Source organism: Streptomyces chattanoogensis (assembly GCF_001294335.1).
Lineage (GTDB): Bacteria > Actinomycetota > Actinomycetes > Streptomycetales > Streptomycetaceae > Streptomyces > Streptomyces chattanoogensis.
The window spans coordinates 167,126-188,759 of record NZ_LGKG01000152.1 but is presented as its reverse complement, the minus strand read 5'-3'; the positions used below and the strand labels follow the sequence as shown (position 1 = coordinate 188,759).

General features: G+C 72.8%; 19 protein-coding genes. 10 read left to right on the top strand and 9 right to left on the bottom strand.

Annotated features, from left to right (window positions below; genetic code table 11):
* Nucleotides 1–168: 168 nt before the first annotated feature.
* The 4 genes from ADL29_RS26700 to ADL29_RS26685 form a co-directional block, all read right to left on the bottom strand.
* The gene (locus ADL29_RS26700; RefSeq protein ID WP_053926143.1) at nucleotides 169–1,410 is read right to left on the bottom strand and encodes an MFS transporter; all 1,242 of its coding nucleotides are present in this window, start codon (nucleotides 1,408–1,410) and stop codon (nucleotides 169–171) included.
* A 120-nt stretch (nucleotides 1,411–1,530) separates the two neighbouring features.
* Entirely contained in the window at nucleotides 1,531–2,673 is a 1,143-nt protein-coding gene (locus tag ADL29_RS26695) for an amidohydrolase family protein (RefSeq protein ID WP_053926126.1), read from the bottom strand.
* Complete coding sequence (locus ADL29_RS26690) at nucleotides 2,673–4,070, bottom strand: glutamine synthetase family protein (protein ID WP_053926125.1); 1,398 nt, start codon at nucleotides 4,068–4,070, stop codon at nucleotides 2,673–2,675. Before ADL29_RS26690 ends, ADL29_RS26695 begins: the two co-directional genes overlap by 1 nt.
* A gap of 84 nt (nucleotides 4,071–4,154) precedes the next feature.
* Complete coding sequence (locus tag ADL29_RS26685; protein WP_053926124.1) at nucleotides 4,155–6,218, bottom strand: SpoIIE family protein phosphatase; 2,064 nt, start codon at nucleotides 6,216–6,218, stop codon at nucleotides 4,155–4,157.
* Between the two features lie 183 nt (nucleotides 6,219–6,401).
* On the opposite strand from ADL29_RS26685, the gene ADL29_RS26680 reads away from it, so the two are divergent.
* From ADL29_RS26680 to ADL29_RS26640, 9 genes are all read left to right on the top strand, one after another.
* On the top strand, nucleotides 6,402–7,277 hold the full coding sequence (locus ADL29_RS26680; RefSeq protein WP_053926123.1) for a TetR/AcrR family transcriptional regulator: 876 nt from the start codon (nucleotides 6,402–6,404) through the stop codon (nucleotides 7,275–7,277).
* Nucleotides 7,278–7,359: 82 nt separating this feature from the next.
* Nucleotides 7,360–8,247, top strand: a complete 888-nt coding sequence (locus tag ADL29_RS26675) for a beta-keto acid cleavage family enzyme (protein ID WP_053926122.1) — start codon at nucleotides 7,360–7,362, stop codon at nucleotides 8,245–8,247.
* A gap of 59 nt (nucleotides 8,248–8,306) precedes the next feature.
* The gene (locus ADL29_RS26670) at nucleotides 8,307–9,287 is read left to right on the top strand and encodes a 3-hydroxyacyl-CoA dehydrogenase NAD-binding domain-containing protein (RefSeq protein ID WP_053926121.1); all 981 of its coding nucleotides are present in this window, start codon (nucleotides 8,307–8,309) and stop codon (nucleotides 9,285–9,287) included.
* The gene (locus tag ADL29_RS26665) at nucleotides 9,284–9,853 is read left to right on the top strand and encodes a thioesterase family protein (protein WP_078971306.1); all 570 of its coding nucleotides are present in this window, start codon (nucleotides 9,284–9,286) and stop codon (nucleotides 9,851–9,853) included. Before ADL29_RS26670 ends, ADL29_RS26665 begins: the two co-directional genes overlap by 4 nt.
* Nucleotides 9,850–10,179, top strand: a complete 330-nt coding sequence (locus tag ADL29_RS26660; protein ID WP_046924817.1) for a DUF427 domain-containing protein — start codon at nucleotides 9,850–9,852, stop codon at nucleotides 10,177–10,179. Before ADL29_RS26665 ends, ADL29_RS26660 begins: the two co-directional genes overlap by 4 nt.
* A gap of 136 nt (nucleotides 10,180–10,315) precedes the next feature.
* Nucleotides 10,316–11,311, top strand: coding sequence for a metallophosphoesterase family protein (locus ADL29_RS26655; RefSeq protein WP_053926120.1), 996 nt, complete (start codon nucleotides 10,316–10,318; stop codon nucleotides 11,309–11,311).
* Between the two features lie 44 nt (nucleotides 11,312–11,355).
* Entirely contained in the window at nucleotides 11,356–12,627 is a 1,272-nt protein-coding gene (locus ADL29_RS26650) for an MFS transporter (RefSeq protein WP_053926119.1), read from the top strand.
* A gap of 5 nt (nucleotides 12,628–12,632) precedes the next feature.
* A complete protein-coding gene (locus tag ADL29_RS26645; protein WP_053926142.1) occupies nucleotides 12,633–13,655 on the top strand; it encodes a TolB-like translocation protein in 1,023 nt (340 codons plus the stop codon).
* A 77-nt stretch (nucleotides 13,656–13,732) separates the two neighbouring features.
* Complete coding sequence (locus tag ADL29_RS26640) at nucleotides 13,733–14,425, top strand: DUF309 domain-containing protein (protein ID WP_425424283.1); 693 nt, start codon at nucleotides 13,733–13,735, stop codon at nucleotides 14,423–14,425.
* Nucleotides 14,426–14,457: 32 nt separating this feature from the next.
* On the opposite strand, the gene ADL29_RS26635 is transcribed toward ADL29_RS26640, so the two are convergent.
* From ADL29_RS26635 to ADL29_RS26615, 5 genes are all read right to left on the bottom strand, one after another.
* Complete coding sequence (locus tag ADL29_RS26635) at nucleotides 14,458–15,672, bottom strand: D-alanyl-D-alanine carboxypeptidase family protein (RefSeq protein ID WP_078971305.1); 1,215 nt, start codon at nucleotides 15,670–15,672, stop codon at nucleotides 14,458–14,460.
* 220 nt (nucleotides 15,673–15,892) lie between these two features.
* Nucleotides 15,893–17,146 carry a cytochrome P450 family protein gene (locus ADL29_RS26630; RefSeq protein WP_053926118.1) on the bottom strand — a complete coding sequence of 418 codons (1,254 nt, stop codon included), beginning with the start codon at nucleotides 17,144–17,146 and terminating at the stop codon, nucleotides 15,893–15,895.
* Nucleotides 17,147–17,364: 218 nt separating this feature from the next.
* Nucleotides 17,365–18,621, bottom strand: coding sequence for an MAB_1171c family putative transporter (locus ADL29_RS26625; RefSeq protein ID WP_053926117.1), 1,257 nt, complete (start codon nucleotides 18,619–18,621; stop codon nucleotides 17,365–17,367).
* Nucleotides 18,614–19,222, bottom strand: a complete 609-nt coding sequence (locus ADL29_RS26620; protein WP_078971304.1) for a hypothetical protein — start codon at nucleotides 19,220–19,222, stop codon at nucleotides 18,614–18,616. Before ADL29_RS26620 ends, ADL29_RS26625 begins: the two co-directional genes overlap by 8 nt.
* A 91-nt stretch (nucleotides 19,223–19,313) precedes the next feature.
* Nucleotides 19,314–19,802 carry a helix-turn-helix domain-containing protein gene (locus ADL29_RS26615; RefSeq protein ID WP_053926116.1) on the bottom strand — a complete coding sequence of 163 codons (489 nt, stop codon included), beginning with the start codon at nucleotides 19,800–19,802 and terminating at the stop codon, nucleotides 19,314–19,316.
* Nucleotides 19,803–20,101: 299 nt separating this feature from the next.
* Here ADL29_RS26615 and ADL29_RS26610 point away from each other — a divergent pair, with 299 nt between their 5' ends.
* Nucleotides 20,102–21,634 (top strand): carboxylesterase/lipase family protein, encoded by a 1,533-nt coding sequence (locus tag ADL29_RS26610; RefSeq protein WP_053926115.1) that lies wholly within the window; start codon nucleotides 20,102–20,104, stop codon nucleotides 21,632–21,634.

Sequence of the window (21,634 nt, the reverse complement as noted above, 5' to 3'; positions counted from 1 at the left end):
CCACCGAGCCCCCTCACCCCCACCGTCGGGAGGGGACGGACCGCAGGACGGAGTCCGGAGGGCCGGCACCGCGGCCGACAACCAACCCCCGCCCGCCGCCAGGCGCAACGGCGAGACGACACCGCGGCGCCGCAGACGACAACGTACGGCCCAGGCAAAGCGGCAGCGCTAGGGCCGCGGATCCCGCGAGTCATACCGGGCGAACGCCCGGCGCCCCAGGCCCAGGCCGGTGACGACCAGGACGCAGGCGAGGCCACCGCCGATCACCGCGGTGGCCGGTGAGGTGAGGTCGGCCACCGAACCGGCGAGGAAGTCGCCGAGCCGCGGGCCGCCGGCGACCACCACGATGAAGACGCCCTGGAGGCGGCCGCGCATCGCGTCCGGGGTCGCGGCCTGGAGCATGGTGCTGCGGAACACCATCGAGACGGTGTCGGCGCAGCCCGCGACGGCCAGGAAGAACAGGCCGAGCCAGAGGTGGCGGGAGAGGCCGAAGCAGGCGATGGCGGCGCCCCAGGAGGCCACCGCGAGCAGGATGGCCAGGCCGTGCCGGCGGATACCGCCGAGCCAGCCGGAGAAAAGTCCGCCCAGTACGGCGCCCACCGCGGGCGCGGCGACCAGCAGGCCGACGGTCTTGGCGTCGCCGGCGAACCAGAGGACGGCGACGGCGGGAAACAGGGCGCGCGGCTGGGCGAGGACCATCGCGGCCAGGTCGGAGAAGAAGGTCATGCGGAGGTTGGGGCGGGTGGCGAGGAAGCGCAGGCCGTCGAGGACGGAGGCGCGGCGGCGCGGGCCGTCGCCCTTTTCGGGTCGCATGGCGGGCAGGCGCCACATCGCGTAGAGGGAGCCGCTGAAGGCCACCACGTCGATGAGATACGCGGCCTGGTAGCCCCACAGGCCGACGATCACGCCGCCCAGCATCGGCCCGCCCATCAGACCGAGGTTGCTGGTCAGCGAGTTGAGGGCGTTGGCGGCGGGCAGCTGCTCGGTGGGCAGCAGCCGGGGGATCATCGAGGTGCGGGCCGGGGAGTTCATCGCGAAGCAGACGGCCTGGAGGGCGACGACCGTGTAGAGCAGCCAGACGTGGTGGTAGCCGGCGAGCGCGGCGGTGGCCAGCACGATGGACATCACGGTGGCGCCGGAGGCGCTGAAGAGGCCCAGTTTGCGGCGGTCGACGGTGTCGGCGATGGCGCCGCCGTAGAGCCCGAAGACGACCAGCGGGACGAGGGAGCACAGGCCCACCAGGCCGACCGAGAAGGTGGACTTGGTGAGGGCGTAGACCTGGAGGGAGACCGCGAGGGCGGTCATCTGCTGGCCCATCCAGGAGACGGTGTTGCCGCACCACAGGCGGCGGTAGTCGGGGGAGCTGCGGAGCGGGGTGAGATCGGCGAATATGCGGGAGCGCTGGGGTATTTCGCGCTTTTCCGGGTCACCCGCTTCCGGGCTGGTGACGGAGGTCGTTGTAGGGGCCACGCGGCGCAGTAAAGCATGCCGCTCGGCGGCGGGGAAACAGACACCGGGCCGTCAGGCCCCTTACCCGGGCGGCTCGCTCGCCGGCAGGCCGTAGACCCGTCGCGCGGTGTCCGCGGCGATCATCGCGCCCACCCGCCGGGCGTCGTCGGCCGACCAGGCCCCGGAGGCGGTCCAGTCGCCCAGGACGGAGGCGAGGGCGGTGCGGAACAGGGCGGCGCCGACGAGGTAGAGCTCTGGGAGGCCGTAGGCGTCGGTGGAGAAGAGGAGTTTGCCGAAGGGGGCCAGTTCCAGGAATTCGGCGAGGACGGCGGTGGCGCGCGGGCCGGTGTGGGTGAGGGTGAGGCCGACGTCGGCGTAGACGTGCGGGAAGACGTTCGCCAGGTAGGCGGCGTGGCGGTGGTACGGGTAGCAGTGCAGCAGCACCAGGTCGGTGCCGGTGCCGGCGGTGGCCCGGACGAGGTCGGTGAGCAGCGCCGGGTCGGCCCGGTCCAGGCGGAGGTCGGGGTCGCCGAAGCCGGTGTGCAGCTGGAGCGGGCGGCCGGTGGCGATGGCCTGCCAGACGAGGTGGCGCAGCAGGACGGGGTCGGTGAGGCGGGACAGTCCGGCGGCCATCCAGTCGCGGACGGCGGTGTGCACCTGGCCCGGGGTCGGCGGCAGCGGGTTGAGCGCCAGTCCGTGGCGGTAGGCGGCGACGGATTTGAAGGCGACGGCGGTGCGGGAGGCGTGATGGATCGCGGTGTCGAGGGCGTGGGTGAATTCCTCGGCGTCCCGTACCCCGAGCGCGGTGCGTTCGGCCAGCGCCTCCAGGCGGACGATTTCGTAGCCGGTGCCGCGCCCCGCCTCGGCGGTCTCGCCGGGGCCGGTGAGGTCGCCGGGCAGACCGGTGTCCACGAGGTAGGCGCCGATGCCGGTGGCGCCCAGCAGCCGGCGGCGGGTCTCGTCCGGGCCGAGTTCGCGGCGGCGGGCCAGGTAGCGGTCGGGCGGGCAGTGGGCCGGGAGATCGAGCAGCGGCGGGCACCAGCGGCGCACCGCGAAGCCCGTCTGGGTGTCGAAGAAGGTGGTGCCCGCGGCGGGCGGGCGGTCGGATTCGGTGAGATACGCGGCGAACGTCCCGGGGTCCGGTTCATGCCGGAGCACTCCGTGGCAGTGGTGGTCCACCAGGGGCGGAAGGCCGTCGTCCGGGCCCGGGACGTTCACCGTCATCACCAGCGCCAGCGGGTTGCGGCGGCCAGTTCCTCGTCGTCGGCCTCGGCGAACCGGGTCTCCTCGGCCCGTCGTACGGCGAGCACCGCGCCGTGCAGCACCTTGCCCATCGCGTCGTGCAGCGGGGCGGACTTCTCGAACCGGTCGGCGGCCTCGGTCAGGGTGCCGGGCAGCCGGACGATGCGGCGCCGGGCGCGCTCGCGGACGGTGAGGGTGCCCGGGTCCTCGCTCTCCGGGTCCGGGAGCCGCGCCCCGCTCTCGATGCCGTGCAGCCCGGCGGCGATCGCGGCGCCCACGACGAGGTAGGGGTTGGCGGCGCCGTCGAAGGTCTTGATCTCGGCGTGGCCGCCGTCCGGGTCGTCGGGGGCGCCGGGGATCAGCCGCAGCGCCGCCTCGCGGTTCTCGATGCCCCAGCACTGGTAGACGCCGGCCCAGTGGGAGGGCTGCAGCCGCAGATAGCTGGCGGGCGAGGGGCAGCCGACGGCCATGAGGGCGGGCAGGGCGTCGAGGACGCCGCCGAGGAAGGCGACCGCGTCGGGGGCCAGGCCCCAGGCGGCGTCCGGAGTGCGGTGCAGGCTCGTGCCGTCGCGGTGGAGGCTGAGGTGGAGGTGGCAGCCGTTGCCGACCTGCCCGGCGATGACGGAGGGGGCGAAGGAGGCGCGCAGGCCGTGCCGGACGGAGACGGCCCGTACGGTTTCCCGCACCAGGACGGCGTCATCGGCGGCGCGCACCGGGTCACCGGGCGCGCAGCTGACCTCGAACTGGCCGGGTGCGTACTCGGGGTGGATCTGATGGACCTCGATGCCCTGGAGGGCCAGCGCCTCGGCGACGTCGCGGAGGTAGTCGGAGAGTTCGACGATCCGGGTCATGCCGTACGCGGGGCCGGTGCAGGGGTATTCCAGCGGCGCGAACGCGTCGTCCTGGGCCGGGTCGTGGCCCGTGGGGGCGCGGGTGACCACCCACTCGGTCTCGAAGCCCATCCGCAGGTCGAGGCCGGCGGCCGTGGCGCGCTCGGCCATCGTGCGGGCGAACCGGCGCTGGCAGGCGGGGTGCGGCTCGCCCTTCTGGTCGTAGCGGTCCGCCGGGGCCCAGGCCCAGCCGGGCTGGGCGGCGAGCACGGTGACCCGGTCCGGGTCGGGGAAGAGCCGCAGATCGCCGGACGGGCCGCTGATGTGCTCGGATTCGGTCATGACGTCCTCGGAGGTGTAGACGTCGAAGACGGGTGACATGCCGATGCCGCGCTGTGCGGCGTACGCCAGACGCGCGGCCGGAATGGCCTTGACGCGCGCGATGCCCGCGTTGTCCACCCAGGTCAGCGCGAGGGTACGGACGCCTTCCCGCTCCAGCCACGCCGCCAACTCGCGGGCGTCCCCACGCCGTTCCGCAGGCGATCCCATAACCGTCCTACCGTCCTCACTTGGCCGTGCCGATGCCTCGGCGCCCGATACCGCCGGTGCCGGGGCGGCTCAGCGCCTTCCCGGTCAGGGGCAGTTGAACTCGCACCATACGCACTTTCCGGTGCCGCGCGGTTCCACACCCCAGACATCCGCCAGCCGGTCCACCAGCAGCAGCCCGCGTCCGGAGACCCCGGCCTCGCCCGGTTCGCGGCGGCGCGGCAGGCTGCTGGAGTGGTCCTCGACCTCCAGGCGCAGCGTGCGCATGGCGCTGTGCGGCATACGGATGTTGACGATCGCCTCGCCGTCCGTGTGCAGCAGGGCGTTGGTGATCAGCTCGTCGGCGACCAGCTCGATCTCGTCGGAGCGTTCGCGTGCGCCCCAGGCCCGTACGGCGGCGCGGATCATGTGCCGGGCGGCGGACAGCGCTTCGGCGTCGGCGGGCGGGATGTGCTGCCGGAACCGTCCGACGGTGTCGTGTTCGGGAGCGCCGAGGCGGCGCAGCAGCAGCAGCGCCATATCGTCCTCGCCGCTCCCCTCGTCGACCGGTGCGCAGAGCCGCTCGGCCAGCTGCTGGACGTCCTGCGGGCCGTCCCGGATCTCCCGGGCGAGATCCCGCATACCGTCGTCGAGGTCGATGCCGGGCTGTTCGACGAGGCCGTCGGTGCACAGCACGAGGGTGTCGCCGGGGGCGAGATGGACGGTGGTGACGGGGTAGTCGAGCCGTATGAACTCGGAGGCGATGCCGAGCGGCAGGCCGCCCGCGACCGGCAGCCGGCGGCAGATCCCCTCGGCGTGCCGCAGCAGCGGATCGATGTGTCCGGCCCGCACGATCCGGGCGGCTCCCGTGCTCAGGTCCGCATCGACGTACGTACAGGTGGCGAAGCGGTCGGTGTCGAGCTCGTTGAGGAACGCGGAGGCGCGGGCCATGACGGTGGCGGGCGCGTGCCCTTCGGCGGCGTAGGCGCGCAGCACGATCCGCAGCTGGCCCATGAGGGCGGCGGCGTGGGTGTCGTGCCCCTGGACGTCGCCGATGACGGCCGCGACGCGGCCGTCGGGCAGCGGGATCACGTCGTACCAGTCGCCGCCGATGTCCCGGCCCATCGCGGCGGAGCGGTAGCGGACCGCCACCTGGGCGCCGGGGACGCCGGGGATCCGGCGCGGCAGCATGGCCTGCTGGAGGCCGGCGGCGATGTCGTGCTCCTGATCGTAGAGCATCGCGCGGGCCAGGCTCTGGGCGATGCTGCTGCCGAGCGCGAGCAGCACATTGCGCTCCTGGTCGCGGAAGTCGCTCTCCCGCTCGAAGAACAGCCCGATGACACCGATGAGGCGGCCCTGTGCGATCAGCGGCAGATACGCGGCGGAGTGTACGTTCAGCGGCTCGATGGCATGCCACAGCCGCGGGTAGCCGTACCGGAATTCGTTGCGGCTGCGGACATAGCGGGGGGTGAGCGTGCGCGCCACCTCGCTCATCGGGAATTCGTCCCCGACCCGGGTGTACTCGAGATCCGGTACAAAGCTGCCCGCCTTGCCTTCCGAGACCAGCCGGATCCGGCCCGCCTCGACCAGCCCGAGGATGACGTTCTCCGCGCCCAGCCGGTCCAGTCCCTGCTCGTCGGCGAGTGCGGCGATGACCTCGCCCACCGTCCGGGCGTGCGCCAGGGCCGCGGTGACCCGCTCGACGACGCTGGTGTGCCGCCGCCGCTCCTCGTCGACCGCGAGCCGCTCCGCCGCGTGGGAGTGTTCGTGGCTGGCGTCGCGGACCACGCCGATGATCCGGCGGGGCCGGCCGGTGGGGTCGCGGCGGATGCTGCCCTGGGCGTGCGTCCAGCGCAGCTCGCCGTCCCGCAGCCGGACCCGGAAGTAGGCGCCGTAGGAGTCGCTGCCGTCCTTGAGGGCGCGGGCCACCAGGGCGTCCAGGCGGGCCGCCTCATGGGCCGGTACCCGGCAGGTGAGGGTTTCCGGTCGGTCGTCGTACTCCGCCGGCCGCAGGTCGAACACCTCAAGGGCGGGCGGATCCATGTGCATCAGCCCGCTGTCGAGGTCCCAGTCGAAGCCGCCCATGCCGTTGAGAGCCAGGGTCAGGTCCGGGTGGGCGGGCCAGTCGTCCGGCACCGACACGGTGGGGCGCTTCGCTCCCCGGTCAGCCATGTCGTCACTTTGCCACATTCCTTCGGTTTTCGGCTGCCCCAGGGGATTCATCGGTCACCCTGCCCCCATGCCTGACTCCCGCATCAGAAATTCCGCAACACCCTCCAGACAGCCAGCCGAGACCCTTGTCTTCCCTACTCCGAGCGTTGCGATGTTCTCAACACACTGTTACGGTCCCGGGCCATGGACGAAGACGCCGGAGACCCCGGAGCCCGGGTCGCGGACGACGACGGAGACGTCACGGACCGTGTCCGTCAGGTGATCGGCCGGCTCGGCTGCAGCCACCGCGAGTTCGCCCGCCGGATGGTGCTGGACCCCTCGAAACTCTCCAGGTCACTGGGCGGCACCCGGCGCTTCACGCTCGCCGAGATCGTGCGGATCGCCGCTATCGGCGGGGTGGAGACCGGCTGGCTGCTGGGCGCCCCGGAGCGCCCGGCGCCGCCCGGCCGCGCGCCGGTGCCGGTCCCGGAGGGCGGCCGGCCGCTGCAGATCGTGCGGGAGACCGTACGGCTGATCGCCGAGCACGGCTTCCACGGCGTCCGGGTCGCCGATATCGCGGCCGCCTGCGGTACCAGCACGGCCGCCGTGCACTACCACTTCCCCGGCCGCGACGAACTGCTCGAGGCGGCCGTGCGGTGGTGCATGGACGAGGACACCGAACGCCGTGCCGCGGGCCTGGCCGAGGCCGCCGACGCCCGCGCGGAGCTGGAGCATCTGATCGCGCTGCAGACCCCGCGCACCGAGCAGCAGCGCCGGCAGTGGCTGGTCTGGCTCGACCTGTGGGCCCAGGCCGCCCGCTCCACCGCCGTCGGCCGGCTGCACGAGCACTACTACCGGCAATGGCGCACCACGGTGGCCGACGTCCTGCGCCGGGGCATCGGCCAGGGGGTCTTCCGCAGCGTCGACCCCGACTCCACCGCGCTGCGCCTGACCGCCCTGATCGACGGTCTGGCGACCCAGGTGCTGGCCACCGCGCCGGACAGCACCTCCCCCGACACCATGCACGCCGCGCTCCTCGCCTTCGTGGAGAGCGAGCTCGCGCCGCGCCGAGGCCGGTGACCGCCGGGCCGTCCGCCCGTATCACCGCACGCGCGTCCCGCCACCGAGGCCCGTCCCGCCACCGCCGAAGGGAACCCGCCCCGTGAACCACGAGGTCATCGTCACCTGCGCGCTGACCGGCGCCGGTGACACCGTCCGCCGCTCCCCGCACGTGCCCGTCACACCCGGGCAGATCGCCAGGTCGGCCGTCGAGGCCGCGGACGCGGGCGCCGCGGTGGTGCACATCCACGTACGCGACCCCGGGACCGGCGCCCCCTCGCGCGATCCGCGCCTGTACGCCGAGGTGGTCGACCGCATCCGGCAGACCGGCACCGACGTCGTCATCAACCTCACCGCGGGCATGGGCGGCGACCTGGTCATCGACCCGGACGCGCCGCTCACCCACCTGCCCGGCACCGACCTGGTCGGCGGCCTGGAGCGGCTCCCCCACGTCGAGGAACTCCTCCCCGACATCTGCACCCTGGACTGCGGCTCGCTCAACTTCGGCGACGGCTCCAGCCTCTACGTCTCCACCCCCGACATGCTGCGCGCGGGTGCCAGGCGCATCCAGGAGCTGGGCGTACGGCCGGAGTTGGAGATCTTCGACACCGGCCAGCTGTGGTTCGCCAAGCAGCTGCTGGCCGAGGGACTGCTGGACGACCCGACCGTGTTCCAGCTGTGCATGGGCATCCCGTGGGGCGCCCCGGCCGACCCCGGAGTCCTCCAGTCGATGGTGAACATGCTGCCCGAAGGCGCCCAGTGGGCCAGCTTCGCGCTGGGCCGGATGCAGATGCCGTGGGTCGCCCAGTCCATCCTGCTCGGCGGGAACGTCCGGGTCGGCCTGGAGGACAACCTCTATCTCAGCCGCGGCGTCAAGGCCACCAACGCCCAGCTGGTCGAACGGGCCGTCCGGATCACGGAGTTGCTGGGCGCGACGGTCGCCACACCGGACCGGGCACGGGCCAGGCTGGGACTGAAGCCGCGCGTCTGACCGCACGCCGACCTGCCCGCAGGCAGGCGCCCCCTTCCCCCGACCCCGGGAGCACCCGCATGCCCACCACACAGTCACCCACGGCCCCTGAGGCCGTCCGCCGGATCGCCTGTATCGGCGCCGGAGTCATCGGCGGCGGCTGGGCGGCCCACTTCCTCGCCCGCGGCTACGACGTGACCGCCTGGGACCCGGCTCCGGACGCGGAGGCCCGCCTCCGCCGCCTGGTCGCCGCCGCCTGGCCCGCGCTGGAACAGATCGGCCTGGCCGAGGGCGCCTCCCGGGCCCGTCTGACGGTCGCCCCCACCCTCGCCGAGGCCGTCGCCGACGCCGACTTCGTCCAGGAAAGCGCCCCGGAGAAGCTGGAGTTGAAACGCTCCCTGCTGGCCGAACTGGCCGCGACGGTCCGCCCGGGTGTGGTCATCGCCTCCTCCACCTCCGGATACCCGATGACGGATATGCAGACCGAGGCGGCCGGGTCGGCGGCCGGCGCCGGCCGCCTCGTCGTGGGCCACCCCTTCAACCCCCCGTACCTCATCCCCCTCGTCGAGGTCGTCGGCGGCGAACGGACCGATGCGGACGCGGTGGCCTGGGCCGCCCGTTTCTACGACGTCGCCGGCAAGTCCGTCATCACCATGGACCGCGAACTCCCCGGCTTCCTCGCCAACCGCCTCCAGGAGGCGCTCTGGCGCGAGGCGCTGCACATGGTCGCCAACGGTGAGGCCTCCGTCGAGGACATCGACGCCTCGATAACCGAGGGACCGGGGCTGCGCTGGGCCTTCATGGGCCCCTGTCTGACCTTCGCGCTGGCCGGGGGTGAGGGCGGTATGGCCCATATGCTCGACCACTTCGGCCCGTCCCTGAAGTCCCCGTGGACCCGCCTGGAGGCGCCGGAGCTGGACCGTACGCTGCGGGACGCCATGGTCGACGGCTGCGAGCGCACCGCCGGCGACCGCACGTACGCGGATCTGGTCGCCGCACGCGACCAGGGCGTGATCGATGTGCTGCGGGCGACGGGCCGGCTGGGGGACACCCAGCGATGACGGACCCCGCTGCGGGCTCCGCTCCGGAACGGCTCCCCCTCTTCCGGCAGACCGTCCGGGACGACTGGATCGACTACAACGGCCACCTCAGCGAGGCCTATTACGTCCTGGTCTTCGGCTTCGCGACGGATGCGCTGATGGATGCGGTGGGCCTGGACGCCGGGTACCGGGACCGGTCCGGCCGTTCCCTCTACACGGTCGAGGCACACGTCCGCTATCGACGCGCGGTCGCACGCCACAGCCAACTCGCCGTCCGGACGGTGGTGCTGGGGGTGGACGCGAAGAAGATCCGCTTCCTGCACGAGATGTACGTCTGCGATCCGGCATCCGGCGAACCGGCCGGCGATGCGGTGGCGACGGAGGAGCTGTTCGCCTTGCATGTCGATCAGGGGGCGGGGCGTGCGGCGGCGCTGCCGGAGGCGACGCGAGAACGGCTGACCCGTCTGGCCGGTCCGGCGCCGGAGTGGGCGGGGCGCGGTGTCCGCGAGGTCCAAGGCGGTGCAACCTTGAAGGCAGACCGCCGGAATTCACCACCCGGAATTCACCACGGAGAGGCACAGTCATGACCCAGCAAGGCCACCGCATCGAGATCACCCAAGGCACCGACCACATCCGCGTCACGCACAACGGCCGGCTCCTGGCCGACACCCACCGCCCCCTCCTCCTCGCCGAGACCGGCTACCCCGTCCGCTACTACCTCCCGCCCGAGGACGTCCGTACCGACCTCCTCACCCCCTCCGCCACCCACACCGTCTGCCCGTTCAAGGGAACCGCCTCCTACTGGTCACTCCCCGGTGGCCCGGAGGATTTCGCGTGGGCCTACCCTGAGCCGCACCCCGAGGTTGCGCAGATCAAGGACCATCTCTGCTTCTACGAGGTCGAGTTGGGCTGACCTGCGGCGAGCTGCAGGAACCCCGAGCGGGGTAGTTAAGTTTCCTAACAATTAACCCTCCGGCTTCTTGACGCGTACATGGCCGCCCGCCACCATTCCTCGGGACGGCTCCCCCACGCCGACCCAGGAGACGGATATGACGTCGACCCCGCGCGCCGAGAAGCACCCCAGGTCACAGTCGAGCACCCGGCCGAGCAAGCGCCCGCGGCACACCGGCCCCCGCTGGGGTCTGCCGGCCGCGGGCGCGGCGCTCGCGCTCGTCGGCGGGGTGGTGCTGTGGTCGCCCGGCGGGCGCGCGGACGCCGCGCCGGAGCGGGCGGCACACGCGCAGGCCGGCGGGTTCACGGTCGTCGCGGCGGGTGACATCGCCGAGCGGTGCACCGCCGACGACAGCGGGTGCGAGCACCCCAGGACCGCGGCGCTGGTGAAGAAGATCAACCCGGCGTTCGTGCTGACCATGGGCGACAACCAGTACGACGACGCGCGGTTGAAGGACTTCCAGAAGTACTACGACACGAGCTGGGGCGCGTTCAAGGACAAGACGCATCCGGCCGCCGGGAATCACGAGACATACGACCCGGACGGTGAACTGGCGGGCTACAAGGCCTACTTCGGGGACATCGCCTTCCCCAAGGGCAAGAGCTACTACAGCTTCGACCAGGGCAACTGGCACTTCATCGCGCTGGACTCCAACAGCCTGGACTCCGCGCAGACCGACTGGCTCAAGTCCGACCTCGCCGCCAACTCCAAGAAGTGCGTGGCCGCCTACTGGCACCACCCGCTCTTCTCCTCCGGTGAGCACGGCAACGACCCGGTCAGCCGCCCGGTCTGGAAGCTGCTCCACGACGCCAAGGCCGAGCTGGTCCTCAACGGACACGACCACCACTACGAGCGCTTTGCGCCGCAGGACCCGGACGGCAAGGCCGACAGAAACGGGATCGTCGAGCTGCTCGGCGGGATGGGCGGGGCCAACCCGTACAAGATCGAAGAGGTGCAGCCGAACAGCGAGAAGCGGCTGACCGACACCTTCGGTGTGGTGAAGCTGAACTTCACGGACGACGGCTTCTCGTGGGAGCTGGTGGGTACGGACGGGACCACCAAGGACAGCAGCCCGAGCTACCAGTGCCACTGAGCACGCAGCACGGACCACGGGACCCACGGGCGGCGGTCTGACCGATGTATCTCGCGACCACGGATGCGGCCGCGACGGCGACGAAGGTGACGCGCGGCCGCGTCGGGGGGACGGTACTGGCCCTCGGCGCGGTCAGCCTGGTCACGGACATCTCCTCCGAGATGGTCACCGCCGTGCTGCCGCTCTACTTCGTCCTCCAACTGGGGCTCTCCCCCCTCCAGTTCGGGTTTCTCGACGGACTCTATAACGGCGTTACAGCGCTGGTACGGCTGCTGGGCGGGCATGCGGCGGACCGCGGCGGGCGGCACAAGCTGGTCGCCGGGGCGGGCTATGCGCTCTCCGCGCTGTCCCGGCTCGGGCTGCTGCTCGCGGGCGGCAGCACGGCCGGCATCGGCGCGTCGCTCGCCGCGGACCGGATCGGCAAGGGGGTACGGACCGCGCCCCGCGATGCGCTGATCTCGCTCAGCGCCCCGCCGGACGCGCTCGGCCGGGCCTTCGGCGTACACCGCGCGATGGACACCACCGGCGCACTGCTGGGACCGCTGGCCGCGTTCGCCTTGCTGTGGGCCACCGCGGATGCGTATGACGCGGTCTTCGTCGTCAGCTTCTGCGTGGGCGTGGTGGGCGTACTCCTGCTGGTGGCCTTCGTGCCGGGGCGGGACGCGGGGGCACCGGGGCGGGACGCGGGGGCCGCGGTCCGGCCGCGGGCACCGGCCGCCCGGCAGCCGCGCGTACGGCTCCTCGCCCCGTTCCGCGCCCCCGCCTTCCGGCGGATCTTCGCGGCCGCGGCGCTCCTGGGGGCGGCGACCATCGGCGATGCGTTCCTGTACCTGCTGCTGCAGCGGCGGCTGGAGTTCGCGGTCAGCTGGTTCCCGCTGCTGCCGCTGGGCGCCGCGGCGGTCTATCTGCTGCTCGCGGTGCCTGCCGGGCGGCTCGGGGACCGTATCGGGCGCCGGGTTCCCTTTCTGTTCGGGCATGCGGCGCTGCTCGGGGGCTATGTCCTGCTGGCGGTCACGGACTCGGGGCCGGTGCTGCTGGTGGGTGTGCTGCTGTCGCTCGGCGTGTTCTACGCGGCCACGGACGGGGTCCTGATGGCGCTCGCCGGGCCGGTGCTGCCGGCGGCGGGCCGGGCGAGCGGGATGGCGCTGCTCCAGACGGGCCAGGCGCTGTGCCGGCTGCTGGCGGCTGCCGGGTTCGGCGCCGCCTGGACGGTGTGGGGCGCCCGGCCCGCGCTGATCGTCGCCGTCGCCGCCTTGGCCGTGGCGCTCGCGGCGGCCGCCGCGCTGCTTCCGGGCCATGACCGAAAGGACCGGTGAACCGGATGCCCCTGCCCACCGCGCCGCGCGCACTCTCGCTGCGGGCACGGATCATCGCCGTAGCGGCGTCCATCGCGGTCCTCACCACCGTCGCCGTCGTCTACACCGTGAGCGCCGCCCGGCACGCCGAACCGTCCGGCACCGCCTCGGCCTTCGGCCTCGACCACGGCCGGCTGTACTTCCGCAGCACGGGCGCCGGCTCCGGCCGGGTCGCCCGGCTCACCGCCCGGCCGGGCGCGGCCGGCTCCTCGGGCAACCGCACCACCGGAGGCCCCGCCTGCGAGCGCTTCTACGCGGCGGCGGACACCGGCCTGTGCCTGCAGCGCCGCCCCGGCATCCCGCCCCGCTCGTACGCCGTCGTGCTGGACCGGCGACTGCACGAGAAGCGGCGGATCGCGCTCACCGGCATCCCCAACCGGGCCCGGGTCTCCGCCTCCGGGCGGATGCTGTCGTGGACGATGTTCGCCACCGGGGACTCGTACGCCACCACCGCGTTCTCCACCCGCACCTCCATCCTGGACACCCGTACCGGCTACCTCATCAAGAACATGGAGGAAATCCCGCTCACCCTCGGCGGCCGCCGCTACCACTCCCCCGACGTCAACTACTGGGGCGTCACCTTCGCCCGCGACGACAACCGCTTCTACGCGACGGTCTCGACGAAGGGGAAGACGTATCTGGTCGAGGGCGATATGCGGAAGTGGGCGGCGCGTACCCTGCGCGAGAATGCCGAATGTCCCTCGCTCTCCCCCGACAACACCCGGCTCGCCTTCAAGAAGCGGGTACGCGAAGGGGCCGCCGACCCCTGGCGCCTGTACGTCCTGGACCTGCGCACCCTGCGCGAACACCCGCTCGCCGAAACCCGCAGCGTGGACGACCAGGCCGCCTGGCTGGACGACCGCACCCTCGCCTACGCCCTGCCGGGCCACGGCGGCCGGCGCTCCGACGTCTGGACCGTCCCGGCGAACGGCAGCGGGAATCCGTCGCTGCGTATTCCGGACGCCTCCTCCCCGGCATTCGTCCCCTGACCGGCATTCGTCCCCTGGCCGGCGCGCGGCTCCGCCCCGGGGCGACGCAGGGGCACCGCACGACGCACAATCGAGGGGTGAGCGGCACGGAGGAAACCCACCAGAACAGCCAGAACAGCCAGAACAGCCGGTCCGGCGGCCCCGGCCAGGGCGGCGATCCGGCCTGCTGGTCGCACCTGGTGTGCGACGCCTGCGGGCGGGTGCGTGAGCGCCCGGACGGCGAGGTGTGCGAGCACTGCGGCGCCGCGGCGGACACCGCGGCCGAGGCACCCCCTGCGTCCGGCACCCGCTCCCGGGACCGTGACGAGCAGGGCCGGGCCCGTAACGCCCGGCCACGGGACGGCCTCGGGCGGCCGCTGCCGTACGGCGCCCCCGGCGTGGCGCGGCAGCCCGAGGGGGTGCCGCGTACGCCGGCGCAGGCGCTGACCGAGGCGCAGCGGCTGCTGGACGACGGGATGCCGTTCCATGCCCACGAGGTGCTGGAGGACGCCTGGAAGGCCGCGCCGGCGGCGGAGCGCGGGCTGTGGCGGGGGCTGGCCCAGCTGGCGGTGGGTCTGACCCATGCGGCGCGCGGCAATGCCCCGGGCGCCGAGGCGCTGCTCGGCCGGGGGGCGGTGGCCATCGCGCCGTACGCCGACACCGCCCCGTACGGCATCGATATCGCCGGACTGACGGACTGGGCAGCCGGACTGGCGAGGAGTCTGAACGGGTCCGGCGGTCCGGTGCCGGCGGCCGAGACGGCGCCCCGGCTCCGTGCCGGCGCGGCCTAGGGCGGAAGGCGGGCCGGGCCGCCCGTAGCGGTCTACACCTCGCCCTCCGGCGGTCGCCCGCGCCGCCGTCCGTGCCGCCACCAGGCGAGCGCCCCGGCGAGGGCGAGCACCACGGCGCCGACGCCGCCCGCCCACCCCGCGGCGGCGGAGGTCCGGGAGGAGCCGTGGGGTTCGGGCCTCGCGGTGACGGGGTCGGTGGTCAGCGGGCGGGCCTTGGCACGGTCCCCGGAACGGTCCTCGGAGGGCGTACGCACCACCGTGCGCAGGGTGTCGATCGGGCGGGCCAGACCGGCGCTGTCGAAGCCCCAGTCGAGGAGGGCGCCTGCCTCCTTGTAGACGGCGTTGTTCTCGCCGGACCGTGGGTTCATGACGGTGACCAGCAGGGTGCGGCCGTTCCGCCGGGCGGCGGCGACGAGCGTGTTGCCCGCGTGGGTGGTGTAGCCGTTCTTGACGCCGATGATGCCCGGGTAGGGGGTCAGACCGTGTGAACCGGCCAGCATCCGGTTGGTGTTCTCGATCTGGGTGAAACCGTCGCTGGTGGGGAAGCGGGCGCGGGCGGTGGCACAGTAGCGCGCGAAGTCGGGGTCGGCGAGCCCGGCGCGGCCGAAGACCGTCAGGTCGTACGCCGAGGAGACCTGGCCCGGGGTGTCGTAGCCGTCCGGGGACTTCACGGTGGTGTCGCGGGCGCCGAGCTTGCGCGCGGTTTCCTGCATCTCCTGAGCGGTGTCGTCCCAGCCGCCATTCATCGAGGCCAGGACGTGTACGGCGTCGTTGCCGGAGCGGAGGAAGACCCCGCGCCACAGGTCGGCGACCCGGTAGCGCCCGCCCTCCTCGACGCCGACGAGGCTGCTGCCGTCGCCGACGCCCTCGAGGTCGGCGGCGCTGACCTGGCGGACGCTGCCGGCCGGGAACTTCGGCAGCACGGTGACCGCGAACAGGGTCTTGAGGGTGCTGGCCGGGGGCAGTCTGCGGTGCGGCGCCTTGGCGGCGAGGACATCTCCGGTGTCGGCGTCGGACACCATCCAGGACTTGGCGGACAGCCAGTCCGGCACGTCGGGCACACCGGGCGCCGCGCCGACCTGGACACCCGGTCCGGGTGCGGCGGGCCGGGCGCCCGCGGCCCCGGCGGCTGTGGCCCCGCCGGCTGCGGAGTGAGCCGTGGCCGGTATGGAGGTCAGAAAGGTTCCGGCAAGAGCGAGTCCCGCGAGCGCGGCGGCCTTCCTGGAGTACGGCGCGTCGATTGCCATGCCGTCACGCTAAGAACGGCCGCTGCCGCCCGCAGCGTGGGTGCGCCAGACGGACCACGAGGCTCCGGCATGTCCCGCGTGTCGCACCGTGGAGGCCCGCGGCGTGCGGCCCCGCGCCCGGTGGCAGCCGGATGTCGCAGCTGCAAACAGAGACCCGCCCGGTGCGACGGGGGATGCACACCGGGCGGGTTCAAGACCTTTCTACCTCATCCGCCCCCGGTTATGCCTCAAAAACTTGTTCGTTTCTCGATTTCCAGGTCACCGGCAGCGAAATCAGGCCACGCGCGCGCAGGGAGCGCCGACGCCGCAGTTCGGCCTGGGGAAGGGCCAGTCGCAGCCCCGGGAACCGTCCGATGAGCGCATCGAGCGCGGTGACGGTTTCCACCCGGGCCAGCGGCGCGCCGAGGCAGTAGTGGATGCCATGGCCCAGCGCGAGGTGCCCGGAGAGGTCCCGCCCATGGTCGAAGCGGTCCGGATCGGGGAAGCGGGCGGGGTCGCGGTTCGCGGAAGCGACGGCGAGCAGCACGCTGTCACCGGCCGGGATCCGTACGCCGCCGATCTCCAGGTCCTCCTTGGCGAAGCGCCGGATCGCCAGCGGTGCGGGACCGTCGTACCGCATGAACTCCTCGACGACGGCCGGGAGGTCGGCCGGATTGCGCCGCAGCTGGTCGAGCCGGTCGGGATGCTCGAGCAGGCCGAGGGCGGCGTTGCCGATGAGGTGGACGACATTCTCGTAGCCGCCGAAAAGGATGAGGAAGGCGAGCGAGGTCAGCTCGTCCTCGGTGAGCCGGTCGTCGGCCGGGCCGGCGGCGTCGTCGCGCACCGCGATCAGGTCCGAGAGCAGATCGTCGCCGGGTTCCGCGCGCTTGGTCGCGATCAGACCGGTGTAGAACTCCAGCATCGCCCCGATCGCCTGCTTCATCTGCTGCGGCTTGGTCGGATCGGGGGTGATCAGGGTGTCCGTCCAGGCGCGGAAATCGTGGCGGTCGCGCTGCGGCACACCGAGCAGATCGCAGATCACGATGATCGGCAGCTGCCCCGCGTAGTCGGCGATCAGATCCGCCTGACCGCCGCGCTCCTCCATGGCGTCCAGCAGCTCATCGGCAATGCGCCGTACGGGCTCCCGCAGCGCATCGATCCGCCCCGGTGTGAACGCCTTCACCACCAGGCGGCGCACCCGGGTGTGGTCCGGCGGGTCCATGTTGAGCAGATTGGCGTCCAGCGCCGGCGGCAGCGCGAAACCGCTGTATCCGCCGGGTGCGGCATGGCGCTTGTCCAGGGACAGCCGCGGATCGGTGAACGCGCCGCGGACGTCGTCGTAGCGGGTGACCAGCCAGGCGGGCTGCCCGTCGGCCCCGGTGATCCGGTGCACCGGCCCGGCCTCGCGCAGCGCGGCATAGGCGGCGTAGGGATCGTCGAGGAGGGGCGTCACGTCGATGGGGGCGTCGGGGCCGGTCTCGGCGGTGTTCTGCATGGAGCACGACTCTAGACGGACGGTTCACGGCGCGGCGGGGACGGGACGCGCCGGGCGACAACGACGAGGCAGCCATGGGGAGATGGCCATGCCAGGGCGTCAACGGGCGGAGGCAACAGCGGGGCGGCACCGGCGTCGAACCAACCGGTGCCGCCCCTGTCGCGTGCGTGGCCCAGACCCCCGTACCGGGCCACCACGTTCGTGGGGTCGCGTCGTCGCTAGCCGCGCGCCACGGAGCTGCGCTGCCGCAGCTCGGTGAGCACGGTCTCGATCAGTGACGAGTGATAGACATCTGCGACCAGCGCCAAGTGCTCGTATTCCGCGGCGAGTTCGGCACCCTCCGCGTCCGCGCCCGCGCCCGTATCCGTACCGGCGGCCGTACCCGTGGTGACCACCACGCTGTCGGCGCCATGGGCCGGCACATGGCCCACCGCGCGGTTCTCCAGCCCGCGGCGGAGTGCGGCCGCCTCCGCCACGGCGGCCAGCTGGCGGTCGTCGAGCGAGACGGCGCGGGCCCGCTCTCGGGCGATGTCGACGGCGTCGGACTCGACATGGCGGCGGATGCCGCGCTGGACGTCCCGGATCTCCGCCATCTGCCGGTTGGCGCGCCATTCGAGGTCGGCGAACGGCCAGCGGACCGACCACCGCGCGCGCTCCATGGTGACCTCGGGGGTGCCGGCGGTGACGGCCCGCCAGAGGGGCGTGAGGCGGCGCAGGCGGCGCCAGGCGGCGGCCCGGGGGCCGGCGGCGGGCAGGGCGAATCCGGTGAGGACGAGGATCGCCGCCACGGAGGCGCTGAGCGGGGCCACGCCGTTGGAGAGCCAGAGGACCGGGTGGCCCGCCCACGACATGCCGAAGCCGATGAGTTTGCAGGTGCAGTAGAGCAGGCCGAGCCCGCAGCCCGCGCCCATCACCCGCAGACCACGCGCGAGCCAGGAGGCGCCGAACCGGGCGGCGTAGCGCGTGCAGAGCGACGCCAGGCCCGCGAGGCTGGAGCCGAAGATGGCCAGATACAGCACCAGAAAGAGCATCACGCCGGGAGAGCCGGTGTAGGCGGTGCTGAAGTCGCGGGGGTGCTCGACGGCGTCCGGACGGCCGACGGCGAAGCCGACGACGGCCACCGCCCACACCGCCGCCACGCCCCCGACGGCGGCACGCGCCTTGGTCCGCGCGCGGGCCCGCGCGGCCTCGCCCTCGCCCGCCGTCCAGCGCAGCAGCAGGACGAGCGCCCCCGCGGCGAACACCACGACGGAGGAGTAGAGGAAGACCATGGCGAGATTGGCCACGCCGACCAGCCGGTCGAACCAGCGGTAGAGGCTGGGTGCGGAGAAGAGGAAGACCGTCGCCACGCCGCCCGTCATCACACAGGTGAGGCCCAGGTCGGCGTTGCCGCGGTCGCGCATCCAGGCGGCGGACTTGTAGGCGACGAGGGTCCAGGCGACGGCCGCGAAGGAGAGGTAGATGACATCAAACACGCGGCGAGCCCCCGTCCCTCTCCCCGTGCCCGGCCCCATCCCCAGCCTGCTCGTCCCGCTCCTCCTGCTGCTTGCGGATGTGCTGCAGCGCGGGCCCGAGCGCCGCGGCCAGTTCGGCCGCCCGTCCCTCCAGGGGGAGTTCGCGTTCACCGGCCGACGGTGCGACCCGCTCCATCAGCAGCGTGCCCAGCACCTCGGTCTCCCGCTCGGCGAGGTTGTCGTAGCCGTGGTGCCGGGCGAAGCCCGCGGTCAGCCCCATCCGGCGCATGGCGGTGGCCGCGTCGATGGACGGGGTCCACATCCGCAGCGCGTCCTCCGTGATGGCCGGATCCTGCGCATGGCCCAACAGGAGGTGGCTCAGTTCGTGCAGCACGATGTGCGCCTGGTGCCAGGGCGACGTCTTCAGTTCGAAGAAGATCCAGTAGCCGTCGTCGGTGGAGGCCGTCATCCCCGAGACCACACCGTCGAGGCTCATCGGGACCATGTGGACGGGCCGTGCCACACGTGTGGCGACGATGTCGCACATCCCCTGGAGGTCGATGGCGGCGGGCACCGCCAGCTCCTTGATCAGCTGCTTGCACCGCCGGCGTATCTGCCCCACTCGCATGCTCGTCCCGTCCTCGTGCTCGGCCCGCCGCCAGAGAGCGAAGATCTGATCGCGCCCAGCGGTCCGTAGGGGGTCACGTATCGGATCACTCAGCACGCCGCTCACCGCCCTGATCCGGGGGATCGGCCGGCAGATTCATCTGCTGCCGGAACTGGGAGATGATCGTCGTCAGGCTCTCCTGCACCTCCGGCGGCAGCCCGACGGAGCGCAGCGCGATGGCCCGCACCCGCTGATCCCGCATGGCCGCCAGGAAACGGACCTCTTCCTCCACCCGCGCGGCCTGCGGCTGCGAGAGGTCACCCAGCAGATATCCCACCGGTACGGCGAAGAACTTGGCCAGTGCGCGCAGCAGCTCCGGACTCGGGTTCGTACGCCGCCCGTTGCGCAGCATCGATAAGTACTGCTCGGTGACCCTGACCCCGCCGTACTCGCCCGTACCGGCGCTGATCTCGTCCGCCACAAAGGCGTTGGTGTACGGAGCCCCGGCCGGGTGCATATGCGCGAAGAGATGGTTGAGCCGCTCCGCGAGCGTGCTGCCCGCCCCCTTGGACCGGCCCTCGTCCCCTGCCGTCATGCCACCGTCCCCGCCCCTCGGACTCCCGCGGTCCCCTACGGCGGCCGTGGGCCGAGCCCAACGAACAGTTAAGGTCGCCGGGACCTGTGTTCACATCCTTTCATGCCGGGAACGCACTGCACCAGTCTCCTTACGGAACGTCACGACAGCGGACTTAACCGGGAGTTGAGTTCACCCTGCGCACACGGAACGGTCGGCGTCCGGGCTCCCAAGGAGTGCCCGGACGGATGCGGGAGCGGCCGACCCGCCGCCCCTGAGGCCCTCCGGAGACCCTTCGGCCCGGGGGTTAACGTTCCACCATGACCATTTCGAGCCGACCGGGCACAGCGACAGCAACCACCGCGGAAGGTGCCGTACGCGGCACCCACAAAGGCCCGGTGACCGCTTTTCAGGGCATTCCGTACGCCGCGCCGCCGGTCGGTGCGCTGCGCTTCGCGCCCCCGGAGCCGCATCCGGGCTGGTCGGGAATCCGCCCGGCGACGCATTCCGGGCCCGCCGTGCCGCAACACCCTTCGGCGCTGGCCTGGCTCACCGGCCAGGCCACTCCGGAAGGCTCCGAGGAGGGCTGCCTGAACCTCAACGTCTGGAGCCCTGCCGCGGCGGTGCGCGACGCGGGGCCCCGCCCGGTGCTGGTGTGGTTCCACGGCGGCGCCTTCACCAGCGGTTCGGGCGGCGGGGGCGATGTCGACGGCGCCCGGCTCGCCGCGCTGGGCGATATCGTCGTCGTCACCGCCAACTTCCGTATGGGGCCGCTGGGTTACCTCCATCTGCCGGAGATCGGCGCGGACAACCTCGGGCTGCTGGACCAGACCGCGGTACTGCGCTGGGTACGGACGAACATCGCAGCGTTCGGCGGCGATCCGGACCTGATCACGGTCGGCGGTCAGTCGTCGGGCGCGTACTCGGCCCTGCTGCTGGCGCTCTCCCCGGACGCCGGACCGCTGCTGCGGCGGGTGATCGCCCAGAGCGCTCCGCTGAACCTTCCCCCGCAGGATCCGGCGCAGGCGGCCGAGACCGCCGCATCGTATCTGCGGGTGCTGGGCGTCTCCGGGAACACCACGGCGCAGCGGGCCGCCGCCCTCCGCGCCCTTCCCGTGGGCCAACTGCTCGACGGATACCGCGAGTTGCGGAACGAGGCGCTGCGGGCCGGCCGCACCGCGCCGCCGATGTATCCGGTGCTCGGCGGGGCCGGACTGCCCCGGCCGCTGCTCGGCGCGGCCGCCGACGGCGGGCTGCGCGGGATCGACGTCCTGGCCGGGACGACGGCCGACGAGATGGCCGCCTTCTTCGCCCGTGACGAGCGGATCCGCGCGGCGGACCGGGAGGACGCGATACGGATGCTGACCGCCTGGGTGGGCGGCCGCGACCGGGCGGAGGAGATCTACGGCCGGTCCGAGGAACGGCACCCCGGCGCCGCTCCGGCGCGGATCCTCACCGACGCGGCGTCGGACCTCAACTTCCGCACGGGGGTCCGGGAGATCGCCGGACGGCGCGCAGAGCACGGCGAGCCGACGTACGTCTACCGCTTCGACCGGCGCCCGCCCGGCGACGACGGAACCATCGGCGCCGCGCACTGCGCCGAACTCCCCTTCCTCTTCGGCAATCTCGAGGCCTTCCGGGGCAGCCCGCTGCTCGGCGACCTCGGCGGTCCGGGAGACCCACGCCGCGCACGCGCCGAGGCGCTCGCCCGGACGTTCGGTGGGGCGCTCGCCGCGTTCGTGGCGACCGGTTCGCCGAACGGGGAGGGCCTGGCGGCCTGGCATCCGTACACCGAGGAAGCGGCGGACGGGGCCTCGGTCAGGGTGTTCGAGGAGGACGCAGGATCAGGATGA

Bases quoted from the DNA above. Each gene is read 5' to 3' on its own strand.
- ADL29_RS26655 (WP_053926120.1), top strand. From the start codon at position 10,316: ATGACGTCGACCCCGCGCGCCGAGAAGCACCCCAGGTCACAGTCGAGC.
- ADL29_RS26670 (WP_053926121.1), top strand. From the start codon at position 8,307: ATGCCCACCACACAGTCACCCACGGCCCCTGAGGCCGTCCGCCGGATC.
- ADL29_RS26615 (WP_053926116.1), bottom strand. From the start codon at position 19,802: ATGACGGCAGGGGACGAGGGCCGGTCCAAGGGGGCGGGCAGCACGCTC.
- ADL29_RS26660 (WP_046924817.1), top strand. From the start codon at position 9,850: ATGACCCAGCAAGGCCACCGCATCGAGATCACCCAAGGCACCGACCAC.
- ADL29_RS26680 (WP_053926123.1), top strand. From the start codon at position 6,402: ATGGACGAAGACGCCGGAGACCCCGGAGCCCGGGTCGCGGACGACGAC.
- ADL29_RS26650 (WP_053926119.1), top strand. From the start codon at position 11,356: ATGTATCTCGCGACCACGGATGCGGCCGCGACGGCGACGAAGGTGACG.
- ADL29_RS26610 (WP_053926115.1), top strand. From the start codon at position 20,102: ATGACCATTTCGAGCCGACCGGGCACAGCGACAGCAACCACCGCGGAA.
- ADL29_RS26635 (WP_078971305.1), bottom strand. From the start codon at position 15,672: ATGGCAATCGACGCGCCGTACTCCAGGAAGGCCGCCGCGCTCGCGGGA.
- ADL29_RS26665 (WP_078971306.1), top strand. From the start codon at position 9,284: ATGACGGACCCCGCTGCGGGCTCCGCTCCGGAACGGCTCCCCCTCTTC.
- ADL29_RS26695 (WP_053926126.1), bottom strand. From the start codon at position 2,673: ATGACGGTGAACGTCCCGGGCCCGGACGACGGCCTTCCGCCCCTGGTG.
- ADL29_RS26630 (WP_053926118.1), bottom strand. From the start codon at position 17,146: ATGCAGAACACCGCCGAGACCGGCCCCGACGCCCCCATCGACGTGACG.
- ADL29_RS26690 (WP_053926125.1), bottom strand. From the start codon at position 4,070: ATGGGATCGCCTGCGGAACGGCGTGGGGACGCCCGCGAGTTGGCGGCG.
- ADL29_RS26685 (WP_053926124.1), bottom strand. From the start codon at position 6,218: ATGGCTGACCGGGGAGCGAAGCGCCCCACCGTGTCGGTGCCGGACGAC.
- ADL29_RS26645 (WP_053926142.1), top strand. From the start codon at position 12,633: ATGCCCCTGCCCACCGCGCCGCGCGCACTCTCGCTGCGGGCACGGATC.